Origin of the sequence: Citrobacter sp. MGH105 (assembly GCF_001037485.2) — a bacterium.
In the GTDB taxonomy this organism is placed as follows: Bacteria; Pseudomonadota; Gammaproteobacteria; order Enterobacterales; family Enterobacteriaceae; genus Citrobacter; species Citrobacter portucalensis.
The window spans coordinates 708,080-724,890 of record NZ_CP073048.1 but is presented as its reverse complement, the minus strand read 5'-3'; the positions used below and the strand labels follow the sequence as shown (position 1 = coordinate 724,890).

Below are 16,811 nucleotides of genomic sequence, written 5' to 3'. Positions count from 1 at the left end.
TGAACGCTGCTTGCGGCGGCCCCGTAAGGGGCGAGGCTCAGGATGAGCCGAGTAACGAACGCAGCTAACGCAGAGACAACGTGAAAGATGAAGTATTTAACGGCTTAACTGCCGAATATCGTTCGGGAAGCCCCCGACAGCCGCACGGAGAGGCAGCGGCAAAATATAAGTATGCCCTCGTTTTGCCGTTGGCGGTTTTACCGCCCAACACCAATCAAACGAATTAAGTGTGGATACCGTCTTATGGAGCAAAACCCGCAGTCACAGCTGAAGCTTCTTGTCCAACGTGGTAAGGAGCAAGGCTATCTGACCTATGCCGAGGTCAATGACCATCTGCCGGAAGATATCGTCGATTCAGATCAAATCGAAGACATCATCCAAATGATCAATGACATGGGTATTCAGGTGATGGAAGAAGCACCTGATGCCGATGATCTGCTGCTTGCTGAAACCTCCAACAGCACCGATGAAGACGCGGAAGAAGCGGCTGCCCAGGTTCTGTCCAGCGTTGAGTCCGAAATCGGTCGTACGACTGACCCGGTCCGCATGTACATGCGTGAAATGGGTACCGTTGAACTGTTAACCCGCGAAGGCGAAATCGACATCGCTAAACGCATCGAAGACGGGATTAACCAGGTTCAATGCTCCGTTGCCGAATACCCGGAAGCTATCACCTACCTGCTTGAGCAGTACGATCGCGTAGAAGCTGAAGAAGCACGTCTTTCCGATCTGATCACAGGCTTTGTCGATCCAAATGCGGAAGAAGACATGGCGCCAACGGCGACCCACGTCGGTTCTGAACTCTCTCAGGAAGAGATGGATGACGATGAAGATGAAGATGAAGAAGATGGCGACGACGACAGCAGCGATGATGACAACAGCATCGACCCTGAGTTAGCGCGTGAAAAATTCGGTGAACTGCGTACTCAGTACGAAATCACTCGCGACACCATCAAAGCGAAAGGCCGCAGCCATGCTGCCGCGCAGGAAGAAATTCAGAAGCTGTCCGAAGTGTTCAAACAGTTCCGCCTGGTGCCGAAGCAGTTCGACTACCTGGTAAACAGCATGCGCGTCATGATGGACCGCGTGCGTACTCAGGAACGTCTGATCATGAAGCTCTGCGTTGAGCAGTGCAAAATGCCGAAGAAAAACTTCATCACCCTGTTTACTGGCAATGAAACCAGTGAAACCTGGTTCAACGCGGCAATCGCGATGAACAAACCGTGGTCTGAAAAACTGCACGACGTGGCAGATGACGTTCACCGCGGCCTGCAGAAACTGCAGCAGATTGAAGAAGAAACCGGCCTGACCATCGAGCAGGTTAAAGATATCAACCGTCGCATGTCCATCGGTGAAGCGAAAGCACGCCGTGCGAAAAAAGAGATGGTTGAAGCGAACTTACGTCTGGTTATCTCTATCGCTAAAAAATACACCAACCGTGGCCTGCAGTTCCTGGATCTGATTCAGGAAGGTAACATCGGTCTGATGAAAGCGGTTGATAAGTTTGAATACCGTCGTGGTTACAAGTTCTCCACCTATGCAACCTGGTGGATCCGTCAGGCGATCACCCGTTCGATCGCGGATCAGGCACGTACCATCCGTATCCCGGTACATATGATTGAGACTATCAACAAGCTCAACCGTATCTCCCGTCAGATGCTGCAAGAGATGGGCCGCGAGCCGACGCCAGAAGAACTGGCTGAACGCATGCTGATGCCGGAAGACAAGATCCGTAAAGTGCTGAAAATTGCTAAAGAACCTATCTCCATGGAAACGCCGATCGGCGACGATGAAGATTCGCATCTGGGTGATTTCATCGAGGATACCACCCTCGAGCTGCCGCTGGACTCTGCGACCACCGAGAGCCTGCGTGCCGCAACGCACGACGTTCTGGCTGGCCTGACCGCCCGTGAAGCGAAAGTTCTGCGTATGCGTTTCGGTATCGATATGAACACCGACCACACGCTGGAAGAAGTGGGTAAACAGTTCGACGTTACCCGCGAACGTATCCGTCAGATCGAAGCGAAGGCGCTGCGTAAACTGCGCCACCCGAGCCGCTCTGAAGTACTGCGTAGCTTCCTGGACGATTAATCTCGCCGCATAAGCATAAACGCCACCGCAAGGTGGCGTTTTTCTTTATAGTCCCCGCCTGAGCAAGGCATCATTCACTTCCCGATACGCCTCTACCAGTTTATCCAGCGTGATCCGGCTTAACCCGCTGGGATTCGGCAATACCCATATTTGCGTCGCGCCAATGGTTAGCATTTGTTTTCCCCACTGCGCTTTACGCTGGCTAAGACCCTGCTCAAATGCCTGTTTCCCAAGGATAGCGAGCGCGGCTGGCTGATACTCTTCTATTTTTTCAATAAGCAGACGACCGCCGCTACGCATCTCTTGTAGCTTCACTTCATTGGCTTGTACCGTTGGTCTGTCGACAAACTTAGTCACGCCGCAGCGAAAGTCCAGCAGATGCTGTGCCTCTTCAGGTTTAAGCTGGCGATCGGTGAATCCCGCCTGATGGATAACCTTCCAGAAGCGATTAGCGGGGTGCGCAAAGGGGAATCCTGTACCTGCGGAAGAAAGCCCCGGATTGATGCCGCAAAACACCACCCGCAGCTCCGGTGCCAGTATGTCCTTAACCATAATTACTCCGAACAATACATCAGAGGAACCAGTATAACGGACTGAAAATACATTGTTTATAAAAACAGCATCCGTACGCTTATGTCTGGATTGCAACGCGGAGTTACTTTATAATCCACCGCCACGGCCCCTTAGCTCAGTGGTTAGAGCAGGCGACTCATAATCGCTTGGTCGCTGGTTCAAGTCCAGCAGGGGCCACCAAATAAAACAAGGAGTTAGATGAGCAATCATCTGACTCCTTTTTCGTTTTATACGAATCGGGTCAGGTAATGGGTCAGGTAAGGAATTGCCTCCCTGCCCTCTTCATCTCGCTGCCAGCATCACCGGATAGTGCTTCGCCACGATATCATTCATCTTTTCTGTCAGGTCGATACGTTTAAAAGTGATGTGCGCGGTTCCTTTCTGGAAGTAACGTATACTGAAAAAATCATCTTCGTAAATATCCTTCGAAGGGTTATCCCGAATATGTTCCATCAATCGAGTAGTAACATCGCCACGGTTATCGGGTATCGGTTTACCATCCAGCAGAAATAACATTCGTTCCAGGTCCGCTAATTGATCCCGCCGCCATCCCCAGTTCAAACTAAATCCCCAGCGGCTATGCGTCACCAGATTGTTGACGATGATCTTTTTACCAAAGCTGCAGGGACTATTGGTTTTGTAATCCCACGACAGCCCTTTGAAGACATTGATAATGCCACGCTCAAACACATCCATTTTGTTCAGATGTAGCTGCTCAAAAGTACTGAGGATATTTGCCTCGCTGATGGCGGGCAGATCCCCCTCCTCCAGGTTCTTATGCCACTGGTCACGGGCCTGAGCATCCATCAAGGCCATCATGCCAGACTTCAACATCAAGTCTCGCCAGATACTACGGTCAATATTGCGGGTAACGGAAGGCAGCGCTTTGTCTACCTTTTCGGTCATCCAGCTATCGTAACGGTGCCCGGCCTTCATCGCCCAGTCTTGCGCTGTGCCACCGCCAATTTCTGAGGTTAGCCGTGAAATGGCATCAAGCTGCTGAATGAGTTGTTCTATCTGTTTCAGTGCGGCATCGCGGCCAGTCACTATGCGTTCAATACTGGTCGAGCAAATCAGCTCGCTATGATCGGTTAATACTTCAGCTTTAGTTTGCATGACATTTTGTCCTTAAAAAGCAAACGCGCCCGCCGGGTAATGGCAGGCGCATTATGCAATATGTAAACAAGGGAGAAAGCTCAGAAATTTAAATCAGGAAGGTTGTACGCAATATTCACCGTACTACGTTGTTACGGCTTTGCCGCAACAAGCCAGTTGCCTGCCGTGCTCGCAGAATATCTGCTGCCCGAAGATAAGGTGATTGTTCCTGCCAACTAAACCTTCTGCGATCGATACGAACAAGCTCGTATTTTTCCACCAGAAAGTTAACGGCATTGGCCAGCGTGATACCTGCATCGATATGTTCCTGTATAACGGATTCATCCCTGAACGGCGTGTCGTTCAGGGTCAGGCCGTAGTGTTGTTCCAGCAGGCGTGTCAGTAGAATTTGCCAGATAGCCACGGGTGACAGGCAGGGTTTTACCGCCCGCGAAGTTGCTGCAGATTGAGGTTTCATGCTTGCTCTCGTGAAAGTAATTAGCGCTTAGTGGGGTAAATGGCGATGTATACGTAGCCGCAACTGCCGAGGGTGTCGGCTTCGCAGGTAAAACCGGTGTGGTACAGGGTGACGCAATGAACGTGTAGGGGATTCAGTTCACCGGAGGTCAGCATCGATTCCATCTGGCTGATAAAGTGCGGGAATGTTTCATCCAGCTTCTGGCATTCGGCGTCACTGAACTTACCGGTGATACTGGCCCGGTCAGCTAGGTAGTGCAGCCGGTTGCCCTCCTGCACCAGACGTGTTCCCAGGCGCGGCGTGATATCGCGCTGCAAGCCCCAAGTGATGTTGCTCATTACAGTTCTCCACTATTGTCAGTTTAGGGTGATGCTCATCAGGCAGGCATAAGGCCCGTTGCGGTCCTGGCGGCGTTCGGCGTACACAGCCAGGACTCCTGTGATATCCGGAACGTCCCTGCCGGTGTAATGGCAGACGCTACCGTGCCACTGATATTTTCCGGTGCAGTAGCGAAAGATTCGGGACTCAGGATGCTGGCGGTATATCGTCATTGCACGGCGTTTACTGATAATTTTCATGTCATACCTCACAGCAGACCGTGTTCTGCGAACGAATAGATTTGCCTGCCGCCGACAATCAAGTGGTCAGGGACGCGGATATCCACCAGCTGAAGCACCTGCACCAGTCGCTGCGTGAGGGTTTTGTCAGCCTGGCTGGGTGTTGTCTCACCAGAGGGATGGTTGTGCGCGAGTATCACCGCCGCCGCGTTGAAGTATAGGGCACGTTTTACCACTTCCCGGGGATGCACCTCGGTACGGTTAATCGTGCCTGTGAAGAGCGTCTCATGGGCAATCAACTGATTCTGGTTGTCCAGATACAACACACGGAACTCTTCCCGCTCAAGCGCGGCCATATGCAGTCGCAGCCATTCACGTACGGCGTGGGTAGAGGTGAAGGCCACGCCGGGCTCATGCAGGTGGCGGTCCAGAGCCCTGAGCGCCCGCTGAATGAGACGCCGGTCCTGTGGCGTCATCTCGCCGGGTAAAAAGGAAAGCTGTTTCATCTGTTGCTCCTTCGGTCAGTCGATAATACGCAGAATGGCGTGGGCCTCTGGATGCTGCAGGGCGTAGTCCCGCAGGCGGTAATAGTGTTCAGTCATGGCATCGCATTGGGTGCGACAGGCGTGATGGCTGTACGCAATCAGGCAGACAGCAATACCTGCGGCTTCTGCACTCATTTGGGCATCGTTGCCGTTCAGGCAATTAAACAGACGCCATATCTCATCATTGTCAGACTCGGGAGCCATAAACGCCCCGCCATTGCTGAGGGTGTAAAAGGACCAGATACCACCGCTGTAGGTCGAACAGAAGCGATCCATCCAGGCGAAAATACGGGGTTCCAGCGTTATCCACTGCGGGATAGCGCCAAAGTGCAGTGGCCAGAAGCGGATGCGTTGTTCGTCAGGTACTGGTGTTGCAGTAAGGTCTAATTGAGGTTCATTAGCGGATATCAATTCGCATTGAGTTTCTGTCGTCATGGATATTCTCCGTCAATAAAAAACGCCAGCGACGATGGCTGGCGTATGGGGGTATGCAGGAATGATGAATGGGTGTGGTCAGCAGGAGGATGCTCTGAGGATGCCATACTGCCGGATATAGCGGTTAAGTCCTTCACCGGCATCAGGTTCAAAACACCACGCCCGCCAGACCATTCGACCTTCAGCGTCACGAACCACCAGGCGGAAGTGACTGCGCTGGTCATCTTCAATAGAGATGTTTTGATACCGGCTGGTAACAGCTTCGGCCTGCTGTCGGGTGAAAGGTCCCGTTGGCAGTAATTGAAGTTCAGACATTCTGATAACCTTTAAAGACAAAGCCCCTGACGCAGACGCGTCAGGGGCTTTGAGAGAGTGTTGTTGTGCGGATTCAGTCAGAAACCCGTTTGCACCTTATACAAGCGCAAAGTTTTGCTGCCCCGGACAATCTTTACATACAGGGCATTATCTTTTGTGCCACGCACAAACCCGGCCTTCACATCCCCTTTGCAGTCGCCGCCGTCAAAAGGGATGTTAAGTCCGGTGTTAAATACCAGGTCAATAAGCCCGAAACTTAAATCTTCACAGGCTGGACCGGGCATGTCCTGAATCAGGGCAAACTTACGGTCATCACTGACATCGGCCATTGAGCAGACTGTAGTGTTGATGTCATTACCCTGGCACCAGTATTCCTGGCCGGGATTGTCTTTATCCATCAGACTTTCCGGAAGTTGCGCGGCACCGGCGCTGAAAGCCGCGAGCGAGAGAATTAAAGCCGGGATAACAGAGGTCACTATTTTTAGCATGGTCTTCTTCCTGAATAAATGCGAACCGGATTGCGCCAGATATACCTGCAAGCCATCTGGCGCGGTTAAAACATCTGTAACCAGATCCTCAACAGTTACCGGTTCGGCGGCAGAGTTCAGCCATACTCTGCTTTGCCACCCATTGCTGCAGCTCCCTATCTTTTTGAGAACGCTTAGCCTCCAGCGCGGCCTGTTGTTTGGGATTGACGCAGTTATCAGGCACGACCATCAGGGTGTTTGGTTTAAATTTTGTCCGGGCTAGTCGCACTGTCTCTGCCGGGTCATCAGTTCCACTCGCTCGCTGCTGCGCCTCGTCAAGCAATGCAGCCTGTGTATCAATCAGAACGAAACCACATGCCTTTCCCTCACCCTGGTAGACAGATGTCAAATCGGAGGAAGAACCACTGGCTGTTTTGAGCGCCAGTTTGCGTACCGTTTTAGTATTTTTATCGGCCAGAAAATAGCCTCCATTGTATCCCTGACGTAGCAGGAATTGCCGGGTCCAGGGATAATTATCGATCACTCTGGCACCATACAGCGCGTTGCTAAGGGTATGGTTGTCCAGACCATCAGCTGATTTCCAGCCATCTGCCTGCATGTACTGCCAGGCCTTAACCGTACCCACGATATTTTCAGCGGCTACTGGTAAAACTGTTCCGACGCACAGGCTGAGCGCCAGCGTGGTGGCAGTGAGTAATTTCATTTTTGCTCCTTAAAGGGTGAAAAACCGTCGTCACCGACAACGAAAAGTGAATGGAAAGTTTGAAAGTGAGGTAAAACCCGAAGAAAATCTGGGTGTGACAACAGGTTACGTACCTGTGTATCCGGGACAAAAAGCGCAGGGTTGAATGTGACCGTGTGAATATCACCCAGCGTGAAAACCGTTATATGTCCCTCATGTTCACCGGTCAGGTACCAGCAGCCGTCGCTGCACACCAGTCGATAGGGAGCCAGACCAGTGCAACGATGACCCTCTGCCAGTAGCGTTACCCGACGGTGTTCTGTGATGGCGCGAATAAGTCGCGTAAACACTTCAGGCCGTGCTTGCGTCCTGACGTTGGTGCTGTGCCAGATAAGGCAAGGAGACTCGCTGGCGCTCAACAGAGAGTTGACCAGTTGGTTGTCTATATCCGGAAAAAGCGCCTCCACACCGGACTGACGGACAAAGGTCTGCACCGTCAGCTCCCTCTGACGGCTGCCGGACAGCAGACGACATTGCCCGTTACGGAATTCCAGATCGAGATAGGCCAGACGCTCGCGAAAATCCCGACGCAATGTGCGCACTGACACGCCAAATTCGGCGGCCAGTGTCTGTATGATCAGCGTTTCTCCCGCCACAAGACGGCTGATAATCAGCGACAGCCGGACCGCGAGGCGCTCATGGCGGCGCTCAGACTGAGACATGAGAGGCGTTCTCCACCCTGTTAATGGACTGAAAATTAAGTGATTAGTGTAACGAGAGGGTCGGACAGGATACGGACAGCGGAAGCGGTATTTTTTCTGCAGGATGAATGCAATCAGAATGCGGCTTCATCGTCTTTTTGAGGAAAAAATGCCTGGAAATCGATCAACGAACGGACAGGAGGTGTCCGTATGCTGCCGGAGCTAACATCCGTTTGCCTCAAATCTGGAGAGCATAGCTTCCGCCATCACCCATAGCGCCCGGTTGAGCTTAACGTCGCCGTCAATGCCGCGCACGGCACGGGTATGCGTTCGCCCGCCTTTTGCACTACGTCCGCTGAGCCCGCCTTTAATCAGATTTTCCTGAATACGCTGGTAGGTAGTCCACAGGTCGTTACTCTCATCCTGCCAGCGGCGCGGGGAAAGTATCTGCGATTCAGTAACAGGCTGGTGGTCCTCACCAAAGCGATACGTAAGCGCGGCTTTTGCCAGTGCCTGCTGCGCAGGTGGCGGCAACCGCAACGACTGCATCGCATCCCGCTTCTCCTCCACCCGGTCAAAAATGCCCAGCACTTCATACGCGCCTTCAATCACCTGACTCACCACGTCCCCCTTGTGCGGCACCCTGACCTCACCAAACGACTCGCCGCAGACGAGGCCGTTCTGACACACGGCTCTAAATAATCCTGGCAACATCTGGTACGAGCTGGTGCCATCATGGGAGTTAAGAAGAATGATTTCCGGCACCTGTTTACCGGTGATCTGCCCCTCCCGACGCAGGCGCAGCATATGCTTCGTATGTTCACGACGACCCGGGTCACGCACGCGGGTCTGGCAGGCAAAGAACGGCTGGAAGCCCTCCCGCTGCAGGCTATCGACCAGAGAGATGGTGGGTATATACGTGTAGCGTTCACTGCGGGATGCGTGTTTGTCCTCGCTGAACACGCTGGGCACCACGCGAAACAGCTCTTCGCGGGTTAACGGGCGGTCGCGACGAATAAGGTTTGCAGCGCCAAAGCGCGAAGCCAGACGGGTCATAAGCAGACTCCTCATAACGGAAAAACAAATAAAAGAAAGCCCTGTCGCACAGGCGACAGGGCTCGGGAAAGAACAGACAATCGTTAAACGTTCAGAAGAAGAAATTCCAGACGGCCCGGGCAACCGACACCACGGTATCGCGCACCGCGCGTATGACTGCCCTCACCGGAGCCGGTATCAACGGCAGGGCACTTACCGCATCCAGCGCCGTGCCGATCGTTTCACCAAAATCGTCACGCGCTTTTTTCTGGACTGTCGGTGTGCGAAAGGAGGGCTTCAGTTGCGACACCACCGGGCTGCTGGCCTCACGCGGCAGGCACTTAATCATCCGCTCGGCCATCACCCGCAGTCCCCACTTAGCCCGAACTGAAATGGCACACACCGGATGCACGGGCTGGAACAACTCATGCAATAGGCAGATTTTACGGCTGATGTTTTGTTTCTGTTCTGTGGATAATCGTTCTCCTCTGCTGGTGGGTTCAGCCTTGTCCGACTGGCTGATAACAAACAGCACCTTATGCCGGTATGCCTCGCCAATCACCTTGTGATAAAAGTGCTCATCCACTGACAGCGCCCGGTCATCAGCCTTGATCAACCACAGTACCAAGTCGAGGCGAGGAAGCTGTTCACGGTAAAGAGCAGCATATTCGGTATCACGTGCGCCACTTTCCCCGACACCAGGCAAATCCACTAGTGTCATAAACCGCCCTCCAACCTGAAAACGAAAACGCAGTGGCTCACGGGTACAGGCTGCTACATCGCTGACCGGCGATACCTCACCGGCAAACAGAGCATTGCACAGACTGGATTTACCAGCCCCGGTTTTGCCCATAATGCCGATCATTGGTTCATAACTGGTTAACTGGCTTACCTGGTGCAAAATGCGTTCAGACACCCATTGCGGTAACCCAGAAAGTGAGTTCTGCAGCGAATGCAAGCCTTCCCGATTTCTCATGACATCTCCTGAGACAAATAAAACAAAAAAGGCGAATCCTTGAGGAATTCGCCGTAATGATGTTGCGTTCATGGAAATGATATATGTCTGAAAAATTTTAGAGTGCAGGTGTCTTATTAACAAAACCAGGGCTATACCCCAGCTTCGGCTTCGCGGAGAATACTGATGATCTGTTCGTCGGAAAAACGCTTCTTCATGGGGATGTCCTCATGTGGCTTATGAAGACATTACTAACATCGGGGTGTACTAATCAACGGGGAGCAGGTCAGTTCTCATGCTTTAAAACTTGAAGTTATGAATGATTTTTTTAGTGTTCAACCTGATATCTGAGCACTATATAACGCTATTCTTACCAGAAAAAATTTGATCACGATCGCGTGTAATAAATTTAAATTACTTGATTTAATCTATTCGGCATGAGTATGCTACACCGCACAAAGCATATGTAATTTATCTTTATTCGGAGTTTGAATGCTGCTCACCTACAAGGAAATAGCTACGTTTACGGCAGGCTCGCACATCAGCCGTATCCAGGAAAGCGCAGATGGGTCCGCATTTCGTTTCTATGCGACCGAACAGTTTCTGGTAGATGACTGGCAGTCAGCTATTGTGTCAGCCGAGAAAGAACAGTGGGTGAAAACGCATCAGGATGTTGTGCTGGCGCAGAAAGGAGATGTTGTCATCAGCTTGATTCATGGCAAGGCGGTTCGCGTGAGCACCGAAAATGCCGGACGTATTTTAGGTAATAACTACGTCAAAGTGGATGTTGATACCAGTCGGATTGATGCCGCGTGGTTCCTCTGGCATTTCAATGAAAGCCCGGAGGGACGACGTCAGCGGATTCAGACCACCCAGGGTTCTACCGTCGTACAGCGTATCGCGGTTAATGAACTGAAAAATTTTACCGTTACCCTCCCGCCACTCGCACAGCAAAAAGCGATGGGAGGGCTCTATCTGGCGGCGCGAGAAAAACGCTTTTATCAGCAGCGAATTGCCGCCCTGAGTGAACAACAGATCCTGAGCCTGCTCAGTGGTATGATTTGACTTATTACGTCACCTCTTTGTGACGAAGAAAAACAACAGGAACAACTATGTCTCCCCAGATTGAAGCGCAAAATTTAAGTGAACTGCAAGGCCGCCTGTGGAATATCGCCGATACCCTGCGCGGTAAGATGAATGCCGATGAATTCCGCGACTACTGCTTAGGCTTTATTTTCTACAAATATCTTTCTGAAAAATTCGTTGCTTACGCGAACAAAATTCTGGCGGAAGATGGCATTCAGTATAACGAGCTGACTGCGGAGCATCCGGCATATCAGGACATCGTTGATGCGGTAAAAGAAGACAGTATCAAGACCTTAGGCTATTTCCTGCCACCAACGGATTTGTTCCACACGATGGCGGAACGTGTGGCTAAAGACCCGAAAGGCACAGGCACCGGCTTTATTCTGGAAGACCTCGCTACTACCCTGCGCAGTATTGAACAGAGCACGCTGGGCACTGATTCTGCGGATGACTTCAGCAACCTTTTTGAAGATCTCGATTTAGGTTCCAGCAAGCTTGGCAACACTGCGAAAGCGAAAAATGAGTTGATCGGCAAAGTCGTCACGGAACTCGATAAACTGAGCTTTAACCTGAGTGAAGCGAGTTCCGACATTCTGGGTGATGCCTACGAGTACCTGATCGGCCAGTTCGCCTCAGGCGCAGGTAAGAAAGCCGGTGAATTTTATACCCCGCAGCCGGTTTCCACCCTGTTGGCTAAAATCGTCACCACCCACAAGTTGAAGCTGAAAAACGTCTATGACCCGACCTGTGGCTCTGGCTCTTTGTTATTGCGCGTGAAGCGTGAAGCCTCGTCGGTGGGTAAAATCTACGGTCAGGAGATGAACCGTACCACCTACAACCTGGCGCGTATGAACATGATCCTACACGGGGTTCACTATGCGGATTTTGAGATCATTCAGGAAGATACGCTGGAGCATCCGCAGCATACGCATCTGAAATTTGACGCCATCGTTGCTAACCCACCTTTTTCCGCTAAGTGGAGCGCCAGCCCGCTGTTTATGAATGATGACCGCTTTGCCCAGTACGGCAAACTGGCACCGTCCAGCAAAGCAGATATGGCGTTTGTACAGCATATGTTCCATCACCTGGAAGATGACGGCACTATGGCGGTGGTGTTACCCCACGGCGTACTGTTCCGTGGTGCAGCGGAAGGCCATATTCGTCAGTTTATGATTGAGAAGCTGAACTGCATTGATGCGGTGATCGGCCTGCCAGCCAATATCTTCTACGGCACCAGTATTCCGACCTGCGTGCTGGTATTGCGCAAGTGCCGCAAGCACAACGACACTATTCTGTTTATCGACGCCAGCAATGACTTTGAGAAGGTGAAAACACAGAACCGCCTGCTGCCGGAGCATATCGACAAAATCGCCGATACCTATAACGACTGGAAAGCGGCTGAGAAGTACAGCCATATCGCGACGCTGGAAGAAATCCGTAGCAACGATTACAACCTCAATATTCCGCGCTATGTTGATACTTTTGAAGCGGAAGAAGAGATTGACCTCAACGCCGTGGCGCAGGAGATTCGCGATCTGGAAGGGAAAGTGGCGGAGATTGATAAGACCATTGCTGGGTTCTGTAAGGAGCTGGGGATTGATGCGCCGTTTACTCTGACGGAGGGGGGGAAGTGATGGTGCCGAAGCTTAGATTTGCGGGGTTCAATGAGCCATGGAGTGAAACCTCGCTCGGTAAAATATCTTCATTTATTACCAGCGGTTCTCGTGATTGGGCACAGTACTATGCTGACGGCGGAGATAAATTTATTCGCATGACAAATCTCGTAAGAGATGGAATTACATTAAACTTGTCAGATTTAAAATTTGTTCGTTTGCCTGAAAATTCGAATGAAGGTAAACGCACAGCCTTACAGCATCATGATATTTTGATTTCTATTACCGCGGAACTGGGTAAACTGGGATGGGTTCCAGATGATTTGGGAACTGCGTATATTAATCAACATACTGCTTTAGTTAGACCTAATTTATCTATAGTTTCGTCCAAGTTCATCGCAAATCTTTTGTCGACGAAAAAATATAATAATATATTAAATCAGCAGAATGATTCTGGAGCTAAGTCTGGGCTTAATTTAAGCACAATTAAAAATTTTGGATTTTATGCAACCAATAAAATAGAACAAACCAAAATCGCCGATTTTTTGTCCTCTGTTGACGAAAAAATCGTGCTACTGAGCAAGCAGCACGACCTGCTGTGTCGGTACAAAAAAGGGATGATGCAGAAGATTTTCAGTCAGGAATTGCGGTTTAAGGATGAATGCGGCGAAGATTTCCCAGTATGGCATCATAAAAACCTAGGTGATATCTGTAGAATAAGAACTGGAAAACTAGATGCTAATGCAATGGTTGTTGGTGGAAAATATAGATTTTATACATGCGCGAGAGAATTTTATCAAATTGATGAGTATGCATTTGACACTGAAGCCCTATTAATATCAGGTAACGGTGCGAATGTTGGGTACATACATTATTACTCAGGAAAGTTTAATGCTTACCAGAGAACGTATGTACTGGACGGTTTCATTCATAATATTGAGTATGTGAAATATTTTCTTGATATGTATTTGAATGAAAGAATTTATGGGGAAAAGAAAGAAGGAAATACCCCTTATATCGTTATGGGGACTTTGGCTGATATGCAGATCAAATTGCCAATCATTAAAGAACAAACCAAAATCGCCAACTTCCTCTCCTCTCTCGACGATAAAATTACCGTCAAAAAAGCAGAACTGGACAAGCTAATAACCTGGAAGCATGGCCTGCTCCAGCAAATGTTTGTATAAAAATAATCCGGCCCGACCAACTTCGGGCCTGCAAAATAATAAAAGGCACTATGTACTGATGGCAACGCAAAGCGAATACGAGTTAGAAGCGCAACTGGTGGAACAGCTGGTTGGCATGCACTACGAACGGGTGAATGTCACCGACGAAACCAGTATGAAAGCCAACCTGCGAAAGCAGATTGAAATACATAACCGGCTGGAATCTTCTCCGCTAACGGACGGCGAATTTAACCGTATTTTCTTGCACCTGACAAAAGGTAATGAAGTCATCGATCGCGCCAAAATTCTGCGCGATCGCTACCAGTTATTGCGTGATGACGGCACCGAGAAGTGGCTCAGCTTTATCAATAAAGAGGAGTGGTGCCAGAACGAGTTTCAGGTGGCGAGCCAGGTGACGCAGTTCAACGCCGAGCAAAACACGCGTAAAACCCGCTTCGACGTCACGCTGCTGATCAATGGCCTGCCTCTGGTGCAGATCGAGCTGAAGCGTCGCGGCCTGGGGCTGAAAGAGGCCTTCAACCAAATTGATCGTTACCATCGGGATGCCTTCTGGGTCGGCAGCGGCCTGTTCCAGTATGTGCAGATCTTTATTATCAGCAACGGCGTGGACACCAAATACTACGCCAACAACCGCGCCAACCACTTCGAACAGACCTTCTTCTGGACCGATGAAAAGAATAACCCGCTAAAAGCGTTGGAGAAATTCACAGACGCATTTTTGAAAGTGTGCCACATCGCCAAAATGATCACCCACTACACGGTGCTAAATGAAACCCGTAAGTGCCTGATGGTGATGCGCCCCTATCAGTTTTACGCCTGTGAGGCGATGATCCGTCATGTGAAGGAAAATCTCCACAAGCAGGGACGGCCGGAGAACGGCTATATCTGGCATACCACCGGCTCCGGTAAAACGCTGACCTCTTTTAAAGCCAGCCAGGTGATCATGGAGATGCCGGAAGTGGACCGGGTTATTTTTGTGGTCGATCGCCGGGATCTGGATTATCAGACGGCGAAAGAGTTCAACGGCTTTGCGAAAGACAGCGTGGACACCACCAACAACACCGGTACGCTGATAAAACATCTCAAGCAAAGCAGCACCAAACTGACCCTGACCACCATTCAGAAGCTGAATAACGCCATCACCCATGAAGGGTATAAAGCGCAGCTCGCACACCTGCGCAAAGAGCGTATCGTCTTTATCTTTGATGAATGTCACCGCAGTCAGTTCGGTGATACCCATAAAGCAATTGTGAATTTCTTCGAGAATGCGCAGCTGTTTGGTTTTACCGGGACGCCAATCTTTGCCGATAACGTCAATATCACCAATGGGGTCAAACAGACCACCGAGCTGTTGTTCGATAAATGCCTGCATAAATACGTGATTGTCGACGCCATCCGCGATGAAAACGTTCTGCGCTTTGCCGTGGAATATGTCGGCACTTACAAGCGCAAAGAGAGCAGCAATGAGATCGATATCGATGTGGAAGATATCGACACCAAAGAGGTGATGGAAAGCGATATCCGGTTAGGCAAAGTGACAGACTATATCCTTGCCCATCATAACGCCAAGACCCGCAATCGCGAGTTCACCGCGATGTTCTGCGTCGGGTCAGTCGATATGCTGATCACCTACTACAAACTCTTTAAAGAAAAGCAGGCCGCACTGCAGGCAGCGGATGCCAACTACAAGCCATTAAAAATTGCCACCATCTTCACTTATGCCGCCAATGAAGCGGACAAAAGTGATAAAGAGGCGGTAAACGGTCTGCTGGATGAAGAGGATATTAGCCTGCCGCAGGGAGCGAAAGTTGATACCTCGAGTCGCGATCATCTGGATAGTTTTATCAAGGATTATAACGAGCTGTATGGCACCAGCTACTCAGCCAATGATTCAAAGAGCTTCTATAATTACTACAAAAATATTGCTCAGCGCACCAAAGAGAAAGGCATCGATATTCTTCTGGTGGTGAATATGTTCCTCACCGGCTTCGATAGCCCTGCGCTGAACACGCTCTACGTCGATAAAAACCTGCGTTTTCACGGCCTAGTGCAGGCATTTTCCCGCACCAACCGCATTCTCAACGAGAAGAAAAGCCACGGGAATATCGTCTGCTTCCGCAATCTGAAGAAAGCTACCGACGATGCTATTGCCTTGTTCTCGAATAAAGATGCCTCTTCTACGGTGCTGGTCAAGCCCTTTGATGAATACTTCGGGGATTATCAGGACGCCGTCGATCGCTTGTTAACACTGACGCCAACTGTAGAAAGCGTGGACGATTTACCGGATGAGGAAGCACAACTGGCATTTGTAACGGCGTTCCGTGATGTGATGCGTTTGAAAAACATACTCGAAAGCTTTGCCGATTTTGACGATGCGGCTAAACCGCTGTCGGACCAGACGCTGGCCGATTTCACCAGTAAATACCTCGATATCCACGACAAGGTGAAAAAGCACTCCAGCAAAGAAAAAGTCTCGATTCTTGAAGACGTGGATTTTGAAGTTTCGCTGATTCATCGCGATGAAATTAACGTTGGCTACATTCTGCGTCTGCTGGCGGGCATCCAGGCGATGCCGCCAAAAGAGCAGCAGGAGCAGAAGAAAAAGATCATGGATATTGTCGACAGCGACGTGACGCTGCGTAGCAAACGTGAGCTTATCGATAACTTTATTGAAAAAAGTCTGCTGCATGCCGCGCATGACGAAGATATCACTCAGGTGTTTGAAGCCTATGTCGAACAGGAAAAAGGTAAGGCGCTGGCGACCTTGTGCAGCGAAGAGCGACTCGATTCCATCAAACTGACCGGCTTACTGGATAACTACCTCTTTACCGACGTGATGCCGCGAGAAGATGAAGTGGCAGAAACGCTGACCTGGACGCCGAAGATTCTGGAACGTAAGAACGTGCGGGCACGTGTCTACGACCGCGTGCGCGATGTGATTGAAACGTTTATCAATGGAATGCGCGGGTTTTAAT

At 50.4% G+C, this 16,811-nt stretch carries 18 protein-coding genes and 1 tRNA gene; 6 read left to right on the top strand and 13 right to left on the bottom strand.

The window, feature by feature from the left end:
* Positions 1-243 precede the first annotated feature (243 nt).
* Entirely contained in the window at positions 244-2,091 is a 1,848-nt protein-coding gene (gene rpoD / locus SK35_RS03505; protein ID WP_003024699.1) for an RNA polymerase sigma factor RpoD, read from the top strand.
* Positions 2,092-2,136: 45 nt separating this feature from the next.
* Here the strand turns inward: rpoD and mug are convergent, their stop codons facing one another.
* The gene (gene mug, locus SK35_RS03500) at positions 2,137-2,643 is read right to left on the bottom strand and encodes a G/U mismatch-specific DNA glycosylase (protein WP_048215516.1); all 507 of its coding nucleotides are present in this window, start codon (positions 2,641-2,643) and stop codon (positions 2,137-2,139) included.
* A gap of 125 nt (positions 2,644-2,768) precedes the next feature.
* On the opposite strand from mug, the gene SK35_RS03495 reads away from it, so the two are divergent.
* Positions 2,769-2,844: transfer RNA gene (locus tag SK35_RS03495), tRNA-Ile, on the top strand.
* A gap of 102 nt (positions 2,845-2,946) precedes the next feature.
* Here the strand turns inward: SK35_RS03495 and SK35_RS03490 are convergent.
* The 12 genes from SK35_RS03490 to SK35_RS03435 form a co-directional block, all read right to left on the bottom strand.
* Positions 2,947-3,780: a DUF4942 domain-containing protein gene (locus SK35_RS03490; RefSeq protein ID WP_048215515.1), complete on the bottom strand. Its 834-nt coding sequence runs from the start codon at positions 3,778-3,780 to the stop codon at positions 2,947-2,949.
* A gap of 115 nt (positions 3,781-3,895) precedes the next feature.
* Positions 3,896-4,237 carry a TA system toxin CbtA family protein gene (locus SK35_RS03485; protein WP_048215514.1) on the bottom strand — a complete coding sequence of 114 codons (342 nt, stop codon included), beginning with the start codon at positions 4,235-4,237 and terminating at the stop codon, positions 3,896-3,898.
* 20 nt (positions 4,238-4,257) lie between these two features.
* Positions 4,258-4,575 (bottom strand): type IV toxin-antitoxin system YeeU family antitoxin, encoded by a 318-nt coding sequence (locus tag SK35_RS03480; protein WP_046495841.1) that lies wholly within the window; start codon positions 4,573-4,575, stop codon positions 4,258-4,260.
* Positions 4,576-4,593: 18 nt separating this feature from the next.
* On the bottom strand, positions 4,594-4,815 hold the full coding sequence (locus tag SK35_RS03475; RefSeq protein WP_000691995.1) for a DUF987 domain-containing protein: 222 nt from the start codon (positions 4,813-4,815) through the stop codon (positions 4,594-4,596).
* 8 nt (positions 4,816-4,823) lie between these two features.
* Positions 4,824-5,300 carry a JAB domain-containing protein gene (locus SK35_RS03470; protein WP_046495838.1) on the bottom strand — a complete coding sequence of 159 codons (477 nt, stop codon included), beginning with the start codon at positions 5,298-5,300 and terminating at the stop codon, positions 4,824-4,826.
* 15 nt (positions 5,301-5,315) lie between these two features.
* Complete coding sequence (locus tag SK35_RS03465) at positions 5,316-5,774, bottom strand: antirestriction protein (RefSeq protein ID WP_046495834.1); 459 nt, start codon at positions 5,772-5,774, stop codon at positions 5,316-5,318.
* 78 nt (positions 5,775-5,852) lie between these two features.
* Positions 5,853-6,089 (bottom strand): DUF905 domain-containing protein, encoded by a 237-nt coding sequence (locus SK35_RS03460; protein WP_046495830.1) that lies wholly within the window; start codon positions 6,087-6,089, stop codon positions 5,853-5,855.
* A gap of 77 nt (positions 6,090-6,166) precedes the next feature.
* Positions 6,167-6,577, bottom strand: coding sequence for a hypothetical protein (locus tag SK35_RS03455; RefSeq protein ID WP_046495825.1), 411 nt, complete (start codon positions 6,575-6,577; stop codon positions 6,167-6,169).
* 88 nt (positions 6,578-6,665) lie between these two features.
* Positions 6,666-7,280 (bottom strand): hypothetical protein, encoded by a 615-nt coding sequence (locus SK35_RS03450; RefSeq protein ID WP_046495819.1) that lies wholly within the window; start codon positions 7,278-7,280, stop codon positions 6,666-6,668.
* Positions 7,277-7,981, bottom strand: coding sequence for a WYL domain-containing protein (locus tag SK35_RS03445; RefSeq protein ID WP_046495813.1), 705 nt, complete (start codon positions 7,979-7,981; stop codon positions 7,277-7,279). Before SK35_RS03445 ends, SK35_RS03450 begins: the two co-directional genes overlap by 4 nt.
* Before the next feature lie 201 nt (positions 7,982-8,182).
* Complete coding sequence (locus SK35_RS03440) at positions 8,183-9,016, bottom strand: DUF932 domain-containing protein (RefSeq protein WP_048215513.1); 834 nt, start codon at positions 9,014-9,016, stop codon at positions 8,183-8,185.
* Positions 9,017-9,107: 91 nt separating this feature from the next.
* Complete coding sequence (locus SK35_RS03435; RefSeq protein WP_048215512.1) at positions 9,108-9,971, bottom strand: GTPase family protein; 864 nt, start codon at positions 9,969-9,971, stop codon at positions 9,108-9,110.
* A gap of 471 nt (positions 9,972-10,442) precedes the next feature.
* Here SK35_RS03435 and SK35_RS03430 point away from each other — a divergent pair, with 471 nt between their 5' ends.
* Genes SK35_RS03430 through SK35_RS03415 form a run of 4 tightly spaced genes read left to right on the top strand, consistent with a single transcriptional unit; the run spans position 10,443 to position 16,810 of the window.
* On the top strand, positions 10,443-11,015 hold the full coding sequence (locus SK35_RS03430; RefSeq protein WP_048215511.1) for a restriction endonuclease subunit S: 573 nt from the start codon (positions 10,443-10,445) through the stop codon (positions 11,013-11,015).
* Between the two features lie 47 nt (positions 11,016-11,062).
* Complete coding sequence (locus tag SK35_RS03425) at positions 11,063-12,670, top strand: type I restriction-modification system subunit M (RefSeq protein ID WP_045889238.1); 1,608 nt, start codon at positions 11,063-11,065, stop codon at positions 12,668-12,670.
* A complete protein-coding gene (locus SK35_RS03420) occupies positions 12,670-13,836 on the top strand; it encodes a restriction endonuclease subunit S (protein ID WP_045889239.1) in 1,167 nt (388 codons plus the stop codon). Before SK35_RS03425 ends, SK35_RS03420 begins: the two co-directional genes overlap by 1 nt.
* A gap of 58 nt (positions 13,837-13,894) precedes the next feature.
* Positions 13,895-16,810, top strand: a complete 2,916-nt coding sequence (locus SK35_RS03415) for a type I restriction endonuclease subunit R (RefSeq protein ID WP_048215510.1) — start codon at positions 13,895-13,897, stop codon at positions 16,808-16,810.
* Position 16,811: the final 1 nt, after the last annotated feature.